17 protein-coding genes are annotated in these 20,933 nt (G+C 65.8%); 15 read left to right on the top strand and 2 right to left on the bottom strand.

Going from position 1 to position 20,933, the window contains the following annotated elements:
• Positions 1–5: 5 nt before the first annotated feature.
• From QC821_RS05455 to QC821_RS05400, 12 genes are all read left to right on the top strand, one after another.
• Positions 6–971 carry a lipoprotein, NlpB gene (locus QC821_RS05455; RefSeq protein WP_309718053.1) on the top strand — a complete coding sequence of 322 codons (966 nt, stop codon included), beginning with the start codon at positions 6–8 and terminating at the stop codon, positions 969–971.
• Positions 971–1,777 (top strand): MBL fold metallo-hydrolase, encoded by an 807-nt coding sequence (locus QC821_RS05450; RefSeq protein ID WP_309718051.1) that lies wholly within the window; start codon positions 971–973, stop codon positions 1,775–1,777. The genes QC821_RS05455 and QC821_RS05450 overlap by 1 nt, the downstream gene beginning before the upstream one ends.
• Before the next feature lie 44 nt (positions 1,778–1,821).
• On the top strand, positions 1,822–2,535 hold the full coding sequence (gene purC, locus QC821_RS05445; protein WP_309718049.1) for a phosphoribosylaminoimidazolesuccinocarboxamide synthase: 714 nt from the start codon (positions 1,822–1,824) through the stop codon (positions 2,533–2,535).
• A 254-nt stretch (positions 2,536–2,789) separates the two neighbouring features.
• Positions 2,790–5,780 carry a xanthine dehydrogenase family protein molybdopterin-binding subunit gene (locus QC821_RS05440; RefSeq protein WP_309718047.1) on the top strand — a complete coding sequence of 997 codons (2,991 nt, stop codon included), beginning with the start codon at positions 2,790–2,792 and terminating at the stop codon, positions 5,778–5,780.
• The gene (locus tag QC821_RS05435; RefSeq protein WP_309718045.1) at positions 5,777–6,622 is read left to right on the top strand and encodes an FAD binding domain-containing protein; all 846 of its coding nucleotides are present in this window, start codon (positions 5,777–5,779) and stop codon (positions 6,620–6,622) included. The genes QC821_RS05440 and QC821_RS05435 overlap by 4 nt, the downstream gene beginning before the upstream one ends.
• A complete protein-coding gene (locus QC821_RS05430; RefSeq protein WP_309718044.1) occupies positions 6,606–7,133 on the top strand; it encodes a (2Fe-2S)-binding protein in 528 nt (175 codons plus the stop codon). Before QC821_RS05435 ends, QC821_RS05430 begins: the two co-directional genes overlap by 17 nt.
• A complete protein-coding gene (locus tag QC821_RS05425; RefSeq protein ID WP_309718041.1) occupies positions 7,126–8,655 on the top strand; it encodes an AMP-binding protein in 1,530 nt (509 codons plus the stop codon). The genes QC821_RS05430 and QC821_RS05425 overlap by 8 nt, the downstream gene beginning before the upstream one ends.
• A gap of 26 nt (positions 8,656–8,681) precedes the next feature.
• Positions 8,682–9,485: an enoyl-CoA hydratase/isomerase family protein gene (locus QC821_RS05420; RefSeq protein ID WP_263582807.1), complete on the top strand. Its 804-nt coding sequence runs from the start codon at positions 8,682–8,684 to the stop codon at positions 9,483–9,485.
• A gap of 41 nt (positions 9,486–9,526) precedes the next feature.
• Positions 9,527–10,804 (top strand): benzoate/H(+) symporter BenE family transporter, encoded by a 1,278-nt coding sequence (locus QC821_RS05415; RefSeq protein ID WP_309718038.1) that lies wholly within the window; start codon positions 9,527–9,529, stop codon positions 10,802–10,804.
• 39 nt (positions 10,805–10,843) lie between these two features.
• Positions 10,844–11,824, top strand: a complete 981-nt coding sequence (locus QC821_RS05410; protein ID WP_309718035.1) for an XdhC family protein — start codon at positions 10,844–10,846, stop codon at positions 11,822–11,824.
• On the top strand, positions 11,799–12,269 hold the full coding sequence (locus tag QC821_RS05405; RefSeq protein WP_309718031.1) for a nucleotidyltransferase family protein: 471 nt from the start codon (positions 11,799–11,801) through the stop codon (positions 12,267–12,269). Before QC821_RS05410 ends, QC821_RS05405 begins: the two co-directional genes overlap by 26 nt.
• A gap of 245 nt (positions 12,270–12,514) precedes the next feature.
• Positions 12,515–13,378: a helix-turn-helix transcriptional regulator gene (locus tag QC821_RS05400; RefSeq protein WP_309718029.1), complete on the top strand. Its 864-nt coding sequence runs from the start codon at positions 12,515–12,517 to the stop codon at positions 13,376–13,378.
• A gap of 28 nt (positions 13,379–13,406) precedes the next feature.
• On the opposite strand, the gene tsaA is transcribed toward QC821_RS05400, so the two are convergent.
• A complete protein-coding gene (gene tsaA / locus QC821_RS05395; protein WP_309718027.1) occupies positions 13,407–14,126 on the bottom strand; it encodes a tRNA (N6-threonylcarbamoyladenosine(37)-N6)-methyltransferase TrmO in 720 nt (239 codons plus the stop codon).
• A 1-nt stretch (position 14,127) separates the two neighbouring features.
• Entirely contained in the window at positions 14,128–14,982 is an 855-nt protein-coding gene (gene nadC / locus QC821_RS05390; RefSeq protein WP_309718025.1) for a carboxylating nicotinate-nucleotide diphosphorylase, read from the bottom strand.
• An 87-nt stretch (positions 14,983–15,069) separates the two neighbouring features.
• On the opposite strand from nadC, the gene ampD reads away from it, so the two are divergent.
• The 3 genes from ampD (at position 15,070) to aceF (ending at position 20,716) form a co-directional block, all read left to right on the top strand.
• Positions 15,070–15,648 (top strand): 1,6-anhydro-N-acetylmuramyl-L-alanine amidase AmpD, encoded by a 579-nt coding sequence (ampD, locus tag QC821_RS05385; RefSeq protein ID WP_309718022.1) that lies wholly within the window; start codon positions 15,070–15,072, stop codon positions 15,646–15,648.
• Between the two features lie 306 nt (positions 15,649–15,954).
• Complete coding sequence (gene aceE, locus QC821_RS05380; protein WP_309718021.1) at positions 15,955–18,627, top strand: pyruvate dehydrogenase (acetyl-transferring), homodimeric type; 2,673 nt, start codon at positions 15,955–15,957, stop codon at positions 18,625–18,627.
• Positions 18,628–18,709: 82 nt separating this feature from the next.
• The gene (gene aceF, locus QC821_RS05375; RefSeq protein WP_309718019.1) at positions 18,710–20,716 is read left to right on the top strand and encodes a pyruvate dehydrogenase complex dihydrolipoyllysine-residue acetyltransferase; all 2,007 of its coding nucleotides are present in this window, start codon (positions 18,710–18,712) and stop codon (positions 20,714–20,716) included.
• Positions 20,717–20,933: the final 217 nt, after the last annotated feature.

Raw genomic sequence — 20,933 nt, 5'->3', positions numbered from 1 at the left:
GATGCATGAACCCTGCGCTGAAATGGATGCCGCTCGTCGTATCGATCGCTCTGGTGACCGCCGGCTGCGCCCGCGATGGCTATTTTCACGACCGCAATATCGACTACGCCGAGGCGCAGCAGGGCCGGCCGCTGGTGCTGCCCGAGACCCGCGACCAGAGCCGCTACCGCGATATCATGCCGGTGCCCGAGGCGCGCGGCGAGTTCGTCGCCAGCGACGGCCGCTTCCGTGCGCCGCGCCCCGATGCGGTGGCACGGGGCGGCCAGCGCGACTTCGTCGAGCGCCGCGAATCAGGTGGCGACCGCTGGCTGCTGGTCAACGCCGATGCCGGCGACGTGTGGCCGCGGGTCGAGGACTTTAGCCGCCGCCAGGGGCTCAGCGTGACCGATAGCAGCCCCCAGCGCGGCGTACTGGCCACCAGCGAGGCGACCTTCACCCTGCAGCCCGGGGTGCGCAGCGGCGCCACCGAGGTGCGCTGCGAGCAGGGCGGTGCCGTGCACACCCAGTGTCTCGACGCCCTCAACGACTTCCTGACCGCCGAGAGCCGCACCGCCAGTGCCTCGGCGCTGGCGACCCAGCGTGCACAGCAGCAGCAGGAGACCGTGCGCCTGGAACGCAGCGACGATAGCTGGCAGCTGCTGCTGGCCGCCGACATGGAGCGCGCCTGGGCCGAGATGGAGTATCAGCTGTCGCGCAACTTCACCCAGGAGAACCGCGAGCTGCTGCTCGAGAGCGATGAGGCCAACCGCGACTTCCTGCTCGAGTACATGACCGCCAGCGAACGCAACCGCGGGGTGTTCTCCATCGTGTTCAGTCCCGATGTGCGCCAGACCGCCCAGTGGCTGCGCCTGCGCCTCGACCAGGCGCCCGGCGGCGAGACCCGGGTACGGGTGACCAACGAGAGCGACAAGGAGCTTACCGCCGAGGACACCCGTGAGCTGCTCGACCGCGTTGCCGCCCTGCTGCGCTGATGTCGGACGTGGAGGAGGGGCGCGCCCAGCATGCCTCGGCGGTACTGCGCTTTGCCTCGCTGGGCAGTGGCAGCAAGGGCAACGCCACCCTGGTGTGTGACGGCGAGACCCGGGTGCTGGTCGACTGCGGTTTCGGCATGCGCGAAGCCGAGAAGCGCCTGGCGCGCTTCGACCTGCACCCCTCGCAGCTCGATGCGATACTGGTCAGTCACGAGCACGGTGACCATGTGCGTGGGGTCGGCGCGCTGGCGCGCCGCTATCGGCTGCCGGTCTATCTGACGCCCGGTACCATGCGTAGCGGCCGACTCGGCACGCTACCTCACCACCACTGGGTCACGCCGCAGCAGCGTTTCGTCATCAACGGCCTGGAGATCGACCCGGTGACGGTGCCCCACGATGCCTGCGAGCCGGTGCAGTTTCGCTTCCATGCCCATGGCCGCAGCCTCGGCGTGCTGACCGACCTCGGCCATCCCACCGCCCACGTCGCCGAGGCCTTCCACGGCTGCGACGCGCTGGTCCTGGAGTGCAACCACGACGTGCAGATGCTCGCCGAGGGGCCCTATCCGGCGAGCCTCAAGCGTCGCGTGGGCGGCGACTGGGGGCACCTGGCCAACGTCCAGGCCGCGGCGCTGCTGCCGCGCCTGGGGCTCGACCGGCTGCAGCGCATCGTCTGCTCGCATCTTTCGGAACATAACAACTGCCCCGAGCGCGTGCTGGATACCCTGACGCCGCTGCTCGACGGCGACGATTCGCGGCTCTCGGTGGCCGCCCAGGATCACGGCCTGGCCTGGCAGCGCATCGCCTGATCGGCCGCTTGACTCAACAGTGATTTTTTGCGGAGACCGCTCCCATGGAAAAGCGTCAACAGCTCTACGCCGGCAAGGCCAAGTCGGTCTACCACACCGACGATCCCGAGCGCATGATCCTGCACTTCCGCGACGACACCAGCGCCTTCGACGGTGAGCGCATGGAGTCGCTGGCGCGCAAGGGCATGGTCAACAACAAGTTCAACGCCTTCATCATGCACAAGCTCGAGGCGGCGGGCATTCCCACCCACTTCGACGGCCTGTTCTCGGACACCGAGTGCGTGGTCAAGAAGCTCGAGATGATCCCGGTGGAGTGCGTGGTGCGCAATATCGCCGCCGGCAGCCTGGTGCGGCGCCTGGGGGTCGAGGAGGGCATCGAGCTGAACCCGCCGACCTTCGAGCTGTTCCTCAAGAACGATGCCCAGCACGACCCGATGATCAACGAGTCGCTGGCCGAGAGCTTCGGCTGGGCGACGCCCGAGCAGCTCGCCGAGATGAAGGCGCTGACCTTCAAGGTCAACGATGTGCTCAAGGCGCTGTTCGCCGACGGCGGCCTGCTGCTGGTCGACTACAAGTTGGAGTTCGGGCTATTCCACGGCCAGATCGTGCTCGGCGATGAGTTCTCCCCCGACGGCTGCCGGCTGTGGGACGCCGAGACCCGCGAGAAGCTCGACAAGGACCGCTTCCGCCAGGGGCTGGGCGGCGTGATCGAGGCCTACGAAGAGGTCGGCCGGCGGATTGGCGTCGATTTCGACTGAGTCAGCCATCTGCTGAAGAAACATTCCAGCGTCATGACAGGAAGGCGGCCCCAGGGCCGCCTTCCTGTATTCGGGAGGCGCGTATCTGCTCTGCTGACGGCTCCTTATCCTTTGGTAGCAATTCAGACTCTCGGGTAAATCAGCCGATGCCAGGGCCAAACTCCAGCCCGCCGGGCAAGGCCGAGCGATGCATCGCTCCATAGACTCCTCTCTAGATGGCAACTGATTCCGACACGGCCATCGTGGAGAGCTGAATGAACTATTTCGAGCCAACCATGCGGGAGGGTCAGTCGGGCCAGATTGGCCGTCGGCAGCAGCGCGTCGAGGACGATACCCTGCTGCGTGGCCATGGCCGCTACGCCGATGATCTTGCGGTTATGCCGGGCACCCTGCATGCCGCGGTGTTGCGCTCACCCCACGCCCATGCACGCCTGACCCAGGTGGATGTCACAGCCGCGCTGACCATGCCCGGCGTGCACGCCGTACTCACCGGCGAGGATATCAAGCGCTGGGCGCAGCCGTTTCCCGTAGGCGTGCGCCAGCCCATGGAGCACTGGTGCCTCGCGGTCGACAAGGTGCGCTATGTCGGCGAGCCGGTCGCCGTGGTGATGGCCGAGAGCCGCTACCTCGCCGAGGATGCCCTTGACGCCATCCGCGTCGAGTACCAGACGCTGCCCGTTGCGGTGGACACCGAAACGGCTATCGCCGAAGACGCCCCGCTGCTTCACGAGGCGGTGGGCAGCAACGTGGTCAGCGAGCGCTACTTCCGTTATGGCGACCCCGAGCGAGCCTTCGCCGAGGCCGAGCGCCGCATCTCGATCAAGGTGCGTGTCCCGCGCAGCTCCTGTACGCCGATGGAGTGCTATGTGGTGATCGCCGAGTATGACCCGGCGAATGCTAGCTATGATGTGCTCTCCAACTTTCAGGGCCCCTACGCACTGCACTCGGTGATGGCCCGTGCACTCAAGGTGCCCGGCAACCGCCTGCGCCTGCGTACCCCGCCGGACTCCGGGGGCAGCTTCGGCATCAAACAGGGGGTGTTTCCCTATGTGGTGATGATGGGCCTGGCCGCACGAAAGGCCGGCGCCCCGGTCAAGTGGGTGGAGGATCGTCTCGAGCACCTGCAAGGCGCCTCTTCGGCCACCAATCGAGTGACCGAGATCGAAGCCGCGGTGACCCATGACGGTCGTGTCACTGCCCTGCACTGGGATCAGGTCGACGACTGCGGGGCCTATCTGCGCGCTCCTGAGCCGGCCACCTTCTATCGCATGCACGGCAACCTTACCGGTGCTTACGCCATCGAACATCTCTCCGTGCGCAACCGCGTCGCGCTGACCAACAAGACGCCTACGGGACTCAACCGTGGCTTCGGCGGCCCCCAGGTCTATTTCGCCCTCGAGCGGTTGATGCAGCGCATCGCCGTGGAACTCGACCTCGATCCTCTCGAGGTGATCCGCCGCAACCTGGTGCCGTCCGGGAGTTTCCCCTACCGCGCCGCGGCCGGGGCTCTGCTCGACTCCGGCGACTATCCCGCCTCGGTAGAACAGGGTGTTCGTGAAGGCGGGCTGGACGAGTTGCTGGCGCGCCGTGAGGCGGCACGGCGCGAGGGGCGGCTCTATGGCATAGGCTATACCGTGGCGGTGGAACCCTCGATCTCCAACATGGGGTATATCACCACCGCCATGACGCCCGAGGAGCGGCGCAAGGCCGGTCCCAAGAACGGGGCGGTGAGCACCGCGACGATCAGCGTGGGGCCGCTTGGTGACATCAGCGCTCATGTCTCCTCGACCCCTCAGGGGCAGGGCCATCGCACGGTGGTCGCCCAGGTGATCGCCGAGGTACTTGGGGTGCCGCTGGAGTCGATCAGCGTCAATGTGGAACTCGACACTGGCAAGGACGCCTGGTCGATCGCCTCGGGCAACTACTCCAGCCGCTTTTCCGGTGCCGTGGCCGGTGCGGTCTACTTGGCGGCACTCAAGGTGCGTGAGCGCCTGGCCGGTATCGCCGCCGCCCAATGGGACGTCGATGTCGAGCGTGTCCGTTTCGCTGCCAGCCGCGTACTGGTGGAAGACAGCGAGTTGTCGATGCCGTTTGCGCGTCTCGCTGGTGCTACCCACTGGGCGCCGGGGACGCTACCGGATAACGAGCCGGGTGGGCTTCGCGAAACGGCCTTCTGGTCGCCGCCCGAACTGGCTGCCCCGGATGACAACGACCTGATCAACAGCTCCTTGTGCTATGGCTTCATCTTCGACTACTGCGGTGTAGAGATCGACCGGATCACCGGCAAGTTGCATCTGGACCGCTACGTCACGCTCCACGATGCCGGGCGTATGCTCAATCCGGATCTTGTCGACGGCCAGGTGCGCGGTGCCTTCGCCCAAGGGTTGGGTGCCGCTCTCATGGAAGAATTCGCTTACGGTGATGACGGCAGCTTCCAGTCCGGCACCTTCGCTGACTACCTCGTACCGACCAGCGTCGAGGTGCCTGAACCACTGATCCTGCACAGGGAGACGCCGTCGCCGTTCACCCCGCTGGGTGCCAAGGGGGTCGGCGAGGGCAACAACATGAGCACCCCGGTGTGCATCGCCAATGCCGTGGCCGATGCGCTGGGCATCGCGGACATCGAGTTGCCGCTGACACCGTCCAAGGTGCGCACTCTGATCGGCATCGAGGAGCCTCCGCGGCCCAAAGGAGTGGGCGAGGATCAGACGGCTCCCGCATCTGGTGGCGGCTCGCGGCTCACCGCCAGCGACTCGGTGACGCTGCCGGGCAGCCCTCAGGCAGTCTTCGACACCCTGCTCGATCCCGAGACCCTGCAGGCGATCATCCCTGGCTGCCATGCCCTGGAACTTACCGGCGAGAACGCCTACCGCGCCGATGTCACCGTCGGCGTGGGGATGATCCGCGCGCGCTTCGACGCGCGGGTGGCACTCTCCGACCTCGACCCTCCGCACGTTCTGCGGCTCTCCGGGGCCGGCATCAGCGCCATGGGCTCGGCGGAGGGCAGTGCGCAAATTCGGCTGACCGAGATCGAGGGCGGCCAGACACGACTCGACTACGACTACGACGCCGCCGTGGGCGGCAAGGTCGCCTCGGTGGGCGGGCGCATGCTGCAAAGCGCCTCGCGAATGATCATCGGCCAGATCTTCGCTCGCCTGGCCCAGCGCATGGGCGGCGCCGCACCACGGCTGTCGCTGTGGCAGCGCCTCAAGGTCCTGTTCGCCGGCCGGGGAGGTCGCTCATGAAACCTGCTGCTTTCGATTATCTGCGCCCGTCGAGCCGTCGCGAGGCCTGCGAGCTGCTGTATGAGGCTGGGGACGACGCTCGGCTGATCGCCGGGGGGCAGTCGTTGATGGCGGTGCTCAACATGCGCCTGGCCCAGCCCAAGCGGCTGATCGATATCGCGGGTATCGAGGACCTGCACTACATCGAGCGTCGTGATGACCATCTGGCCGTGGGCGCCGGGGTGACCCAGGCCGAACTACTCGAGTACCCCGGTCTCGCCGGGGCGGTCCCGTTGCTGGCCCAGGCGATGCCCTGGATCGGCCATTGGCAGACCCGTAACCGCGGCACGGTGTGCGGCTCGATCGCCCACGCCGATCCCAGCGCCGAGCTGCCGCTGTGTCTGGCCACCCTGGGAGGTGAGGTGGTGCTCGAGAACCGGCGCGGCAAGGTGCGGCGGGTGGCGGCTCGCGACTTCTTCCAGGGCGTACTGACCACCGACCGCCACCCCGACGAGCTGATCACCGAGGTGCGGTTTCCCCTGGCGAGGCCGGGCGCGGAGTACCGCTTCCACGAAGTGGCCATGCGCCATGGTGACTTCGCCATTGTCGCGCTGGCGGCGGTGATCGACAGCGACCGCGTCACCCTCGGCGTGGGTGGCGTCGCAGATCGCCCAGTGAGTCGCGAGTTCGCCCGCCACGATGACCCGAGCGAGGCCCTCAACGCCCTCGCCTGGTCCTTGGGCGCCGAGGACGATGCCCATGCCACGGCGGCCTATCGCCGCCAGTTGATCCGTGAGCTCGGCCGGGAGTTGATCGCCGGCGGGCCAAGTGACGAGGAGAGCGCCCATGCACGCCAGGGCTGACCAGCGCATTCGTGTGACCCTGACCCTCAATGGCCGCGAGCGCAGCGGCTACGCCGAGCCCCGTACCCAGCTGTGTGACTTCCTTCGTCACGAGCTGGGGGCCACCGGCACGCACGTGGGCTGTGAGCACGGCGTGTGCGGGGCCTGCACGGTGCGTGTCGACGGTCGTGCCAGCCGCAGCTGCCTGATGCTCGCGGTACAGGCCGAGGGTCGGCGGCTCGACACCGTCGAGTCGCTGGCAGGGGAGGAGGGCCTTTCCGATCTGCAACAGGCTTTCCGGCGTCATCACGCCCTGCAGTGCGGCTTCTGCACCGCAGGCATTCTGATGTCCTGCGAGGAGTTCCTGGACCGAGTGGCCGACCCCAGCGAGGCCCAGGTGCGCGACATGCTGTCGGGTCATCTGTGCCGTTGCACCGGCTATACCGGCATGGTCCAGGCGGTACTCGAAGTGGCCCGGACGCACCGCGAGGCGGCCGTGCCTGACAGTCAACAGGAGAACAACGATGTTTGATCTTGGTCGCAGTTTTCTCGTCTCGGTGGAGCGTCGCCCTCGGGCGATCGCCATTTCCGATGGCGAGCTACGCAAGACCTATGCCGAATGGTTCGCCGATATCCAGAGCGTGGCCAGGAGCCTCGAAGCGATGGGCCTGGCCAAGGGGGACCGTCTGCTGGTGGTGATGCAGAACCGCTGGCAGATGGCGACCCTGCACTGGGCCTGCCAATTCGCCGGGATCGTGGTCACCCCCCTCAACTGGCGATCCACGGCCCGGGATCTGAGTTACTGCATCGAGGATGCCGAGGTCAAGGCTCTCGCCTATGACGCTTCGGTGGCCGAAGCGGTGAACGGCTGTCCCGAGGCACAGCGGCTGCCACGTATCACTGCCGGAGGGGTCGAGGACCTCGGTGCCCATGACTTCGACGCCCTGCTCGGTGTGGACGGTGAGCTGGTATTGCGTGCCGATGCCGAGGATGTCTCGCTGATGCTCTACACCTCGGGCACCAGTGGCAAGCCCAAGGGCGTGCCACGCCTGCATCGTGCCGAGCGTGCCGCAGCGCTGGCCCATGTGGCCCAGAACCTCTATCGCCACGACGAGTGCACCCTCGGCGTGATGCCGCTCTATCACACCATGGGCGTGCGCTCGCTGCTGTCGATGGCACTGATCGACGGCCACTTCGTCTGCGTGCCGAAGTTCGATCCCGCGGCGACGCTCGACGCCATCGAACGTGAGGGCGTCACGAACCTCTATCTGGTGCCGACCCTCTACCACATGCTCATCGAGCATCCCGGGTTCTCACCGTCACGGGTGGTCAGCGTCGACAAGCTGGGCTTCGCCGGCGCGCCGATGAGTGCGGGGCTGATGGCACGGGTTCAGGAGGCCTTCCAGCCCAGCCTGTTCGTCAACCACTACGGCAGCTCCGAGATCTATACCTTCACCATCGACCAACGGGCCAGTGACAAGCCGGGGTCGTCGGGGCGGCCGTCGCTCAACCAGCGCATCCGGGTGGTCAGGGTGGGCGCCGAGTCGCCGGACGCGATCCTGGGCGTGGGGGAAGAGGGCGAGATCATCGCCGACATGGCCGGCGACGAGGCCTTCCAGGGCTACTGGCACCGCCCCGATGCCGACCGCAAGGCGCTCAAGGAGGGCTGGTACTTCACCAGCGACACCGGCTACTTCGACGCCGACGGCGACCTGTTCGTCACGGGGCGGGTCGATGACCTGATCATCACCGGCGGCGAGAACGTCAGCCCGGTGGAGATCGAGAATGTGCTCTCGGTGCACCCCCAGGTGGAAGAGGTCGTGGTGGTGGGGCTGGCCGACGAACAGTGGGGCGAGGTGGTCACCGCCTTCGTCAAGGCCCGACAGGCCATAGATGAGGGCGAACTCGACCGGCACTGCGTCGATTGTGGCCTGGCCCGCTTCAAGCGCCCGCGGCGCTACGTCTTCGTCGACGAGATTCCCAAGTCCCCCGTGGGCAAGATCCTGCGCCGCGTACTGCGCGAACAGGATACCCCCAGCGTACAACCCCACTGACCAGCAAACCGACAAGGAACCAAGACATGACTACTACCGACGTGAACACCATCCTGGCCAGCGACTTCGACGGCTTCAGGGTCCAGGTCGATGCCGAGGCCGAGCGCGCCGACATCATCCTCGGCCGTCCACCGCTCAACGTGATCTCGATGCCCCAGCGCGACGAGCTGCGTCGCGTGTTCGAGGCACTGGACGCCCATGACGGCGTGCGGGTCATCGTGCTGCGCGCCGAGGGCGAACACTTCTCCAGTGGTGGCGACATCAAGGGGTTCCTCGAGGCCTCGCCCGAGCATGTCTCGAAACTCGCCGACAACGTGGCCGCCCCGGCGCGCTGCTCGAAGCCGGTGATCGCCGCCAACCGTGGCTACACCTTCGGCGTCGGCTTCGAGCTGTCGCTGGCCTGCGATTTCCGCATCGCCTCCGAGACGACCCTCTATGCCCTGCCGGAGCAGAAACTGGGGCAGATCCCGGGTTCCGGGGGCTCGGCCCGACTGCAAAAGATCATCGGCATCGCCCGGACCAAGCACATGGTGATGCGCGCCAAGCGCATCGGCGGTGCCCAGGCACTGGCGTGGGGTATCGCCACCGAGTGCGTGCCCGATGATCAGTTGGAGAGCGCTACCCAGGCGCTGGTGGATGAGCTGCGCGGCTTCTCGCCGCTTGCCCAGCGCACCGCCAAGCGCCTGATCAACGACAACGAGGATGCAACGCTGTCGGTGGCCATCGAGATGGAAGGTCACTGCTACAGCCGGCTGCGCACCTCCAGCGACTTCCGCGAGGGTGTCGAAGCCTTCCATGGCAAGCGCCGGGCCGTCTTCACCGGTGAATGACCCGTACCCCATTGCATAACAACAACCCCTGGAGAGATATCATGCAAGCACACGACAGCAACGGGGTCAGCCCCACGCCAGGTGCAGCCCTGGACGCCAAGCGTCCGCTGCTCAAGGACCTGACTCGGGTCTTCACGGCCAAGTCGATCAGTGCAGGCACCGTCGCAGCGCTGTTCGGTTGCTCGGGGCCGGCGCTGATCGTGATCAGTGCCGCCGAGGCCGGCAACCTGAGCAATGGCCAGACCGTGGCTTGGCTGTTTGCCATCTATTTTCTCGGTGGCCTGATTAGTCTATTCATGGCGTTGCGCTATCGTCAGCCGATTACCGGCGCCTATTCGATTCCCGGGGCGGCGATCATGATCACCGCCCTGGCGACGATTCCCTTCAACGAGGCGGTCGGCGCCTTCATCATGAGTGGGGCGATCGTACTGGCGCTGGGCATTAGCGGGGTGGTCGGGCGGATCATGCGCTGGCTACCGATGCCGATCGTCATGGCGATGATCGCGGGCGCCTTGATCCGCTTCGGCATCGGGGCGGTGAATGCGGTGGGGGCCGCACCCTGGATCGCCGGCACGGCGGTGGTGGCCTTCTTCCTCAGCTCACGCTTCGTCAAGTCGGTGCCGCCGGTACTGGTGGCCGCGGTGGTTGGGCTCATCGTGGCCTTCGCCATGGGGGCCGTTCAGCCCGCCGAGGTGGACATCGCCTTCGTGGCACCTCAGTTCACCGCGCCGAGCTTCACCCTGGGTGCCTTCCTGGCCATCTCCGTGCCGCTGGCGGCGCTGGTGATCGGGGCCGAGAACGCCCAGGCCACCGGGGTACTGCTGGCCGAGGAGTACCGTCCCCCGGTCAATGCCATGACCATCATTAGCGGCATCGGTGGCATGCTCGCCGGCCTCCTCGGCGGCCACAACGCCAATATCGCTGGTCCGATGACGGCCATTTGCTCCTCGGAGCAGGCCGGTGACGACAAGAGCACCCGCTATGGTGCCACCCTGGTCAATGGCGTGCTGTTCTGTGCCTTCGGGCTCTTTGCCGGTGCGGCGGTACCCTTCATCCTGGCTCTGCCCAGTGCCCTCATAGGCAGCGTGGCCGGCCTCGCGATGATCGGGGTATTGCTGGCCGCCTTCCAGCATGCCTTTTCGAGCCACCGCGGCCACCAGGTTGGTGCCTTCGTGGCTCTGGTGGTGGCGATGAGCAATATCAGTCTGTTGGGCATCAGCTCGCCGTTCTGGGCGCTGGTATGCGGCATTGCCATCTCCCTGCTGTTGGGCGAGAAGACACTGGATCCCGACACCGAGACGACCCGGGTGGCCGATTGAACGCGGCTGAACCACCGGTGGCCATGAGAGGGCGGAGCGATGCGTGACCTCGATCATCAAGTGATCACCCAGGCATTGGCCTGGGTTCGTGAGGGGCACCCGATCTGGCTGTGCACGGTGCTGGCGACCTACGGCTCGTCACCCCGGGCGCCGGGCGCAATGCTCGTTGCCCGGCGCGATGGTCACCATGTCGGCTCGTTATCCGGCGGCTGTGTCGAGGAGGCCTTCCTCGAGGAAGTTGTCGCCGGCTACTTCGACCGGTCGGTGACCCTGCGTAGCTATGGTGAAAGTCGCGAGGAGAGCCACCGTCTCGCCCTGCCCTGCGGCGGTGTGCTCGAGGTGCTGATCGAGCACCGTGCCCCCGACGCCACCTGGCTGGCGCACCTCGAGGCGCTGTACCAGGCCCTGCAGGGGCAGCGCCGACTGGTGCGACGAGTCGATGTTGAGGCCGGTGCCAGTGCCTTTCAGGCTCGCGATGATGACGTTGCCGAGGGGCCATGCGTGGTGCGCAGGCCTGCGTCCGTCGAAATCCGTATCGGCCCCGTGCTGCGCCTGCTGCTGGCCGGCCTCTCGCCGGTGGCTGAGGCCTGTGCTCGCTTCGCCCAGGCGTTGGGCCACGAGGTGATCGTCTGTGACCCTCGCCCGGAGATGCGAAAAGGGCTCTGTATCGACGGGGTGACGGTGGTGCCGCAGTTGCCATCGGCCTTCATCGCCGCCGGGGGCTGCCATGCGGCAACCGCGGTAGTGGCCTTGACCCACGATCCGCGCATCGACGATCTGGCCATGATCGAGGCAGTGCGTACCGAGGCCTTCTATATCGGTGTGATGGGCTCGCGCCGGACCTCGGATGCCCGCGCCACACGGCTGCTGCGTTCCGGTGGGCTGTCCCAGGCCGATATCGATCGCATCCACATGCCGATCGGCCTCGACCTAGGCAGTAAGACCCCGACCGAGATTGCCCTGGCCGTGGTGGCCGATATCGTGCGGGTCTACCATGGAAAAGCCCGAGATGTCCTCTGACGCCGTCGTTGCCCTAGTATTGGCAGCCGGTCGGGCGCGCCGCTTCGGCAACGACAAGCGCTTGGCGCACCTGCCACAGCAGGGGCCGCTCCTGGCCGCCACGCTGGCGAGTCTCCGGCCACATTTCGACGAGATTCGAGTAGTGCTGGCCATCGAGGACGATCCCGTCCATCTGGGCATCGCCAGGGATAGCGGCACTATCGTTGCCGTGACGGCAGAACAAGGCATGGGGGCCAGCCTCGCCGACGGCATCCGAGCTCTGAGTACCGAGAGCCAAGCCATTGTGGTGGCGGTGATGCTGGGCGATATGCCTTGGTTGAGCGCGGACACCTTTGCTCTATTGTGCTCAAGGGCTAGTGATCGAACGATTGTGCGTCTCTTCTATCGAGGGCAGGGTGGTCACCCGGTGCTGTTCGGCCGGTGTTTCTGGGGCTCGCTCGAGTAGCTGACCGACGACGAGGGAGCTCGCAGCGTGGTGCGGCGGCATCGGGATGCCTGTATCGAGATCGAGGTTCAGGACCCGGGCGTCGTGCAGGATGTGGACCGGCCATTAGATCTTGCCTGGGGAAGGCATAATGGCCGCTGAGTGGGTTGCCATGCGACTTTGGTCTGGCTGTGGCCGGTGCGCGAGTAAGAGATGGTACGCTGGCTTGTATCAGCATGCCTTACACTTCCACTGACGAGGACGTCATGTCGAGTGCCCACCGCATCTTGCATGGCGAGTTTGGTCGCGTTGCCCTGCTGGACATGGATGAGTCGCTGGTGCCCCACGCCCATTCCGAATGCCATGTACTGCTTAAGGTTTCCGGGGAGGATACGTACTTCTCGGTACGTGATCGCCGGCTGCCGCTAACCGACAGGACGGCGGTGCTCATCAACGCCTGGGAGCCGCACTTCTACGATCACCAGAGCGGTGCCGCCGACACTCTGATCCTGGCCCTCTACATCGAGCCAAGCTGGTTGGCGGCCTTGCAGCGTGGAATGGCACTGAGTGGTCGCCCCGACTTCTTCCCCAGCCCCTGCATCGAACTTACGCCCCGCATGCGGGATCATGCGGACTTGCTGATCGATGCCATGTTCTCTTTCGGGTTTGTGCCTCAGGACAGGCTGGCAGAGCTGCTTTTCGATTTGCTGATCGGGATCACCGAGAAACATTCCGACTGGCGCCACTTGGCCAAGTTACGAGTGGGTGTCGCCAGCGACTTCTATGATGCTCGCATTCGCCAGGCGAGCCAGTTCATTCTCAACCATCCACAGGGTGAACTGGACATGGAAGGCATCGCGCGGCAGTGCGGCCTTTCCCGGGCGCACTTCTTTACCCTGTTCAAGAAGAACACCGGCATGACGCCGCAGATGTTCGCCAATATCGGTAAGATGCAGATGGCGTTTCGTTGTCTGTCCGACAATCGCTCCGGCACTCTGGGCAATCTGTCGGAGTCCCTGGGGTTCTCTGAACAGGGCCACTTCACGCGCTTCTTTCGCCGCCATATCGGTGCCTCGCCCAGCCAGTACCAGAAGGTGACTGACAGCTATACGGATAGGCTCATTTCGTAACTGTAACCGGTCACTCCAGTCTGGCCCGTTAGCCGAGAGTCACCAGCTCTATCACGTGCATCCATGTTGGCTCGCCGTCATGCTCCACCCGAAAGCGCACGTCAACATCCCTGAGCCGCACGCCGTAGATACGCTCGGCGTCACCCGTTTTGCGGTGGTAGGCGGGGCGCGGGTCCTGGGCCAGCACCTGCTCGATCAGGGCGCGTAGCGAACCACTGTCGCTGCGCTGCTCGAGGGTATCCACGGCATCCTGGCAGAAGCGCACCGCATAGCGTGGCGGGGCGTCCGGGGCCATGCCGGCCCGGGCGTCGGGCAGCGCCTCTGCCCAGGGCAAGTAGGGCTTGATATCCAGCACCGGGGTACCGTCGACCAGGTCGCAGCCGTGCAGCTCGAGGGCCACGCCGTGGCGGGTGTCGATGGCACCGAGGGTGGCCAGCGACAGCCCCAGGCGATTGGGGCGGTGGGTGCTGCGGGTGGCGAAGACGCCGAGCTTGGCATTGCCGCCCAGCCGCGGCGGGCGCACCAGCGGCGTCCAGCGCTCGGGGCTGTGGTGGAAGATGAAGGTCAGCCACACATGGCTGCAGCCATCCAGGCCGCGTACCGCCAGCGGGTCGGCGTAGTCGCCGTGAAGTACCAGCCGGGCGCGGGCGGCGGGAGCCAGCCCCGGCTGGCGGGGCACGCCGAACTTGTCGCGGAAGTCACTTTCGATATGGCCGATGGCCTCGAGGATGAAACTCGCCGGTCCCACCTCAGGCGGTCCGGGTCTCGAGAATACGCATCGACAGGTCGATGGCCTTGACGTCCTTGGTCAAGGCGCCGCTGGAGATGCAGTCGACGCCGGTCTCGGCGATGGCGCGCAGGGTGGTCTCATCGACGTTGCCCGAGGCCTCCAGGGTGGCCCGCCCTGCGGTGCGTGCGACTGCCTCGCGCATTGCCTCCAGGGTGAAGTTGTCGAGCATGATCACGTCGGCGCCGGCGTCCAGCGCCTGGTCGAGCTCATCGAAGGTCTCGACCTCGACTTCCACTGGTAGCTCGCGGGCGATATCGCGGGCCTCCCTGACCGCCGCGGCGATCCCGCCGCAGGCGGCGATATGGTTCTCCTTGATCAGGAAGGCGTCGTACAGGCCGATGCGATGATTGTGGCCACCGCCGCAGGTCACCGCGTACTTCTGCGCCAGGCGCAGGTTGGGCAGCGTCTTGCGGGTGTCGAGCAGGCGCACGCCGGTGCCCTCGAGCAGGTCGACGTAGTGGCGGGTGCGGGTGGCAGTGGCCGACAGCGTCTGCAGCAGGTTGAGCGCGGCGCGTTCGCCGGTGAGCAGGCTGCGCGCCGGCCCCTCCAGCTCGAGAAATGGCTGGCCGGCGCTGAGGCGATCGCCGTCGGCGGCCAACCACTTCAGGCTGACCTTGGCGTCGAGGCGGCGGAACACCTCGTCGGCCCAGGCCACACCGCACAGCACGGCGTCTTCGCGGCTGATCACGCTGGCCTTGGCCCACTGGTTGGCGGGAATCAACTGGGCGGTGATGTCGCCCGGGCCGACGTCTTCGGCGAGCAGCCGGGCGGCGGCTTGGCGGATCTCTTCGGCGAGGGCTTGCTGATAGTGCATGACAGGCCTTGATGCAGGGTGAACGTGGGAGGTCGGGGTGTGCGACAATGCCCGTCAGTATAGGCAATTCAGCCATAGGAATCAGCCGTGACGCGAGCTGCCGACATTCGCGAGGGCTGGCTCGACGCCGCCCGACGCCTGCCTTCGCCCAATCGCAATGCGCGCCCCGCTGGGGAGGTCTCGGCGCTGGTGCTGCACTCGATCAGCCTGCCGCCGGGAGAGTTCGGCGGCGGCGATATCGAGCGGCTATTCACCAATCGCCTCGATCCCGCGGCGCATCCCTATTTTGCCGGTATTGCCGGCCTGCGAGTCTCGGCGCACCTGCTGATCCGCCGCGACGGCGAGTGCGTGCAGTTCGTGCCCTTCGACGAGCGCGCCTGGCACGCTGGCCGCTCACGCTGGTTCGATCCTCAGCGTCGCTGCGAGCGGGTCGAGCTCAACGACTTCAGTATCGGCATCGAGCTCGAGGGCGATGAGGTGTCGGCCTACCGCGAGGCCCAGTATCGTGTCCTGGCGCGGATCATCACGGCCCTATGCGAGCACTATCCGGCGCTTACGCCGGGCCGCATCACCGGCCATGCGCGGATCGCCCCGCTGCGCAAGAGCGACCCGGGACCGGCCTTCGACTGGGCCTTCATGCGCCGCTGTCTGCTGGATTGCATGTAGTAACACTACATGTTGGCACTTTTCGTCTAGGCTTGGGGTAGGGGTCGCAAGGCCTTGTGCTGCGGCGCAATATTTTATATGGAATCGATTTCCATGACGGTTACAATTGGCAGGGGCCAGGCTTTGCGGTATCTTCATCGGCCTACGACGGGCTTTCTACGCGCCCCGCTGTAACCAAATTACAGCACGATTTTCCGGAGATATGACCCATAGAAGGTCATGCCCGCACTGAAGAGCGCCACATGCCCCTCCACATCACTGCGGTGAGGGCAGACCGACACAATATCTTCATTCGGAGAGACGTCTATGAGTCTGGAGGCAAGAGAAGATCTCGATCCGGTCGAAACCACGGAATGGATGGAATCCCTGGAATCGGTCCTGGATCGCGAGGGCGAAGATCGCGCCCAATACCTGTTGAGCCGTCTGGCCGACCGCCTGCGTCGTGACGGCATGCAGGTACCCTTCTCGGTGACGACCCCCCATCGCAACAGTATCCCGGTGCATCGCGAAGCGCACATGCCCGGCGACCTGTTCATGGAGCGGCGCATTCGCTCGCTGATACGCTATAACGCCATTGCCCAGGTGATCCGCAACAACAGCGCCAACCCGGGGCTGGGCGGCCACATCGCCAGCTTCATGTCGGCGGCGACGCTGTATGACGTGGGCTTCAACCACTTCTTCCGCGCCCCAAGCGGCGACTTCGAGGGTGACCTGGTATATATCCAGGGCCACGTGGCGCCGGGCATCTATGCGCGTGCCTTCCTCGAGGGTCGCCTCACTCATGACCAGATGGACAAGTTCCGTCAGGAAGTCGACGGCGACGGCCTCTCCTCCTATCCGCACCCGTGGCTGATGCCGGACTTCTGGCAGTTCCCCACCGTGTCGATGGGGCTGGGGCCGATCCAGGCCATCTACCAGGCCCACGTCATGAAGTACCTCCACTCCCGCGAAATGAAGGACATGCACGATCGCAAGATCTGGTGCTTCATGGGCGACGGCGAGTGCGACGAGCCGGAATCGCTGGGTGCCATTCACCTGGCCAGCCGCGAGCGGCTCGACAACCTGATCTTTGTCATCAACTGCAACCTGCAGCGTCTCGACGGCCCGGTGCGCGGTAACTCGCGGATCATGGACGAGCTCGAGGGCGTGTTCCGCGGTGCCGGCTGGAACGTGCAGAAGGTGGTCTGGGGCCGCTTCTGGGATCCGCTGTTCGAGCAGGACAAGAAGGGCGTGCTGCAGAAGCGCATGGATGAGGCGGTCGACGGCGACTACCAGAACTACAAGGCCAACGGCGGCGCCTATACCCGCGAGCACTTCTTCGGCAAGTACCCGGAGACCGCCGAGCTGGTCAAGGACATGTCCGACGAGGACATCTGGAAGCTCAACCGCGGCGGCCACGACCCCTACAAGGTCTATGCCGCCTACCACGCGGCGGTCAATAACTCCAACGGCCGCCCCACCGTGATCCTGGCGCATACCGTCAAGGGCTACGGCATGGGTGGCGGCGACGGCGAGGCCGCCAACGAGGCGCACCAGCTCAAGAGCATGGAGTACGAGGCCCTCAAGCGCTTCCGCGACCGCTTCGGCATTCCGCTCTCCGACGAGCAGCTCAAGGAGGTGCCGTACTACAAGCCCGACGACGACTCGCCGGAAATGAAGTACATGCACCTGCAGCGCGAGCGCCTGGGCGGCTATCTGCCGCAGCGCCGCAACGACTTCGAGGCGCTCGAGATCCCGGCGCTGGAAGACAAGACCTTCGCCTCCCAGATGGGCGGTTCCAAGGGCCGCGAAGTCTCCACCACCATGGCCTTCGTGAGGGTCCTCAACGGCCTGGTCAAGGACAAGAAGGTTGGCAAGAAGGTTGTGCCGATCATCCCCGACGAGGCGCGTACCTTCGGCATGGAGGGCATGTTCCGCCAGCTGGGTATCTACACCTCCGAAGGCCAGAAGTACGAGCCGGTGGATAAAGGCCAGATCATGTTCTATCGCGAGGATCAGAAGGGCCAGATCCTCGAGGAGGGCATCACCGAGGCCGGCGCCATGTCGGCGTGGATCGCCGCCGCCACCTCGTACAGCAACAACAACCTGACGCTGCTGCCGTTCTACGTCTACTACTCGATGTTCGGCTTCCAGCGCATCGGCGACCTGGCCTGGGCGGCCGGCGACCTGCAGGCGCGCGGCTTCCTGGTCGGCGGCACCGCCGGTCGCACCACGCTCAACGGCGAGGGGCTGCAGCACCAGGACGGCCACGGTCATATCCTGGCCTCGACCATCCCCAACTGCCGCAGCTACGACCCGACCTATGCCCACGAAGTGGCGGTGATCGTACATGACGGCCTGAAGCGCATGTTCGTCGACAAGGAGAACTGCTTCTACTACCTGGCGGTGATGAACGAGAACTACGAGCATCCCGAGCTCGAGACGGTGCCCCGCGAGGACATCATCAAGGGCATGTACCTGCTGCGCGAGACCCAGGGCAAGAAGGGCCACGTCCAGCTGCTGGGCTCAGGCACCATCCTGCGCGAGGTCGAAGCCGCCGCCGAGATGCTCAAGGAGGAGTGGGACATCGGTGCGGACATCTGGAGCGTGACCAGCTTCAACGAGCTGCGCCGCGAAGCCCTCGAGGTGGATCGCCAGGCCTTCCTCAACCCCGAGGACGAGCCGGGCAAGCCCCACGTCACCACCTGCCTGGAAGGGCGCAAGGGCCCGGCCATCGCCTCCACCGACTACATGAAGCTGTTCGCCGACCAGGTCCGCGCCTGGGTGCCGACCGACTACCATGTACTGGGTACCGATGGCTTCGGGCGTTCCGACACCCGTGAGAAGCTGCGTCACTTCTTCGAGGTCGATCGCAAGTTCGTTACCGTGGCTGCGCTCAAGGCGCTGGCCGACCGCGGCGAGCTGGACCGCAAGGTGGTCAGCGAGGCGATCAAGAAGTACGGCATCGATCCCAAGAAGCCTAACCCGCTGATGGTGTGAGCCGTTGACCCGCTGATCTGGAACCGGCGGCGTGCCGCCATAGGCCCGCCGGTTCCGAGCACGATTTGGAAGGAGCGCGACCTTGAGTAGCGAAATCATCAAAGTCCCCGACATCGGCGGTAGCACCGATGTCGAAATCATCGAGATCGCGGTGTCCGCAGGCGACGTCATCGAGGCCGAAGACACCCTGATCACCCTGGAGTCCGACAAGGCCAGCATGGACGTGCCATCGCCCAAGGGCGGCAAGGTACTCAAAGTGCTGGTCAAGGAGGGCGATACGGTCTCCGAAGGCGACGACATCGTCGAGCTGGAAGCGGAGGGCAGCGGCGACAGTGATGCCGGCAGCGCCGATCAGGGCGCGAGCAAGGCGTCCAGCGGCGAGCAGGCCGCGGCCGAGCCGGCCCCCGCCAAGGAGAAGCCGGCGGCCAAGTCCGGCGCTGGCGGCAAGCAGACCGTCGAGATCAAGGTGCCCGACCTGGGCGGCTCCAGCGATGTCGAGATCATCGAGGTAGCCGTCTCGGCAGGCGACGAGGTTGCCGAAGAGGACACCCTGATCACCCTGGAGTCCGACAAGGCCTCCATGGATGTGCCCAGCCCGCATACCGGCAAGCTGGTCTCGCTTAGCGTCAAGGAGGGCGATACGGTCTCCGAAGGCGACGTGATCGGCACCATGGAAGTTAGCGGCGAGGGCGGCGATGAGGCCCAGGAGCCGGCTGCCGCCGAGCCCCAGCAACAGGCCGCTGAGCCCGAACCGCAGCAGGAAGAGGCCGCATCCGGCGAGCCGGAGCGCAAGGAGATCCGCGTGCCGGATCTGTCCGGCTCCTCTGATGTGCCGATCATCGAGATCGCTGCCAGTGCCGGTGACGAGATCGACGAGGAAGACCCGCTGATCACGCTGGAGTCCGACAAGGCCTCGATGGACGTGCCGAGCCCCTACAAGGGCAAGCTGCTGGAGCTTACCGTCAAGGAGGGCGATACGGTCTCCGAGGGCGATCTGATCGGCTATATCGAGGTGGCGGGCAGCAAGCCGGCAGCCAAGGCCGAGCCGAGCGCGGCGAAGGCTGAATCACCCAAGGCCGAGGCGCCCAAGGCCAGCAAGCCGGCGCCGTCAGCGGCCGGCACGCCGAGCCCCGAGGCGCAGATGGCGGCCCACAAGCCGCGCGACGGCAAGCTGGTTCACGCCGGCCCGGCGGTACGCATGCTGGCCCGCGAGCTGGGCGTCGACCTGGGGCTGGTCAAGCCCAGCGGCCCCAAGGAGCGGGTGCTCAAGGAGGATGTCCAGGCCTACGTCAAGCAGGTCATGGCCGGCAAGGCCGAGACGCCGGCAGCGGCGGCTCCCGCCGCGGGTGGCAGTGGCATTCCGCCGATCCCCGATCAGGACTTCAGCCAGTTCGGCGAGATCGAAGAGAAGCCGATGGGCCGCCTGATGAAGATGGGCGCCACCAACCTGCACCGCAGCTGGGTCAACCTGCCCCACGTCACCCAGTTCGACGAAGCCGACATCAGCGAGCTGGAGGACTTCCGCAAGTCGATGAAGGCCGAGGCAGAGGCTCAGGGCGCCAAGCTCACGCCGCTGCCGTTCCTGATCAAGGCGTGCGCTTTCGCCCTGCGGCAGTACCCGCAGTTCAACGTCAGCCTCAAGGCCGACGGCGAGACCCTGGTGTGGAAGAAGTACGTCCACATCGGCCTGGCGGTGGACACCCCGGACGGTTTGATGGTGCCGGTGATCCGCAACGCCGACCAGAAGTCGCTGATCGAGCTGGCCAAGGAGAGCGTCGAGCTGGCCAAGAAGGCGCAGACCAAGAAGCTCAAGCGCGAGGAGATGACCGGTGGCTGCTTCACCATCTCCAGCCTGGGCTCGATTGGTGGCACCGCCTTCACGCCCATCGTCAACGCCCCGGAGGTCGCCATCCTGGGGGTCTCCAAGGCGCAGATGAAGCCGGTATGGGATGGCGCGGCCTTCCAGCCGCGGCTGATGATGCCGCTGTGCCTGTCCTACGACCACCGTGCGGTCAACGGTGCCGATGCGGCGCGCTTCACGGCGCTGCTGGGACAGCTGCTGAGCGATATCCGCCGCCTGCTGATGTAAGGCAGCGCGCGGTAGTCGAGACGGCGCCTGCGGGCGCCGTCTTGCGTATGGGCCACCGCCAAGGCGAGCGGCGGGCGCCAGACCAAAGTGCAACTTGTTGTTCAACCTTATGTATTGAAAGCTTTTTTATAAAAAGTGGCAGGGCTCTTCGGCGAATGGTCGGCTTGTCTAGGCGTCTCGCGCGGGGTATTGTCGCGCTAACTGTGCTTACCTCTGT

This window comes from Franzmannia qiaohouensis (assembly GCF_031451695.1).
Taxonomy (GTDB): Bacteria; Pseudomonadota; Gammaproteobacteria; order Pseudomonadales; family Halomonadaceae; genus Franzmannia; species Franzmannia qiaohouensis.
Note: the sequence above shows the minus strand (reverse complement) of the source record. Positions and strands in the feature narration are given on the sequence as shown.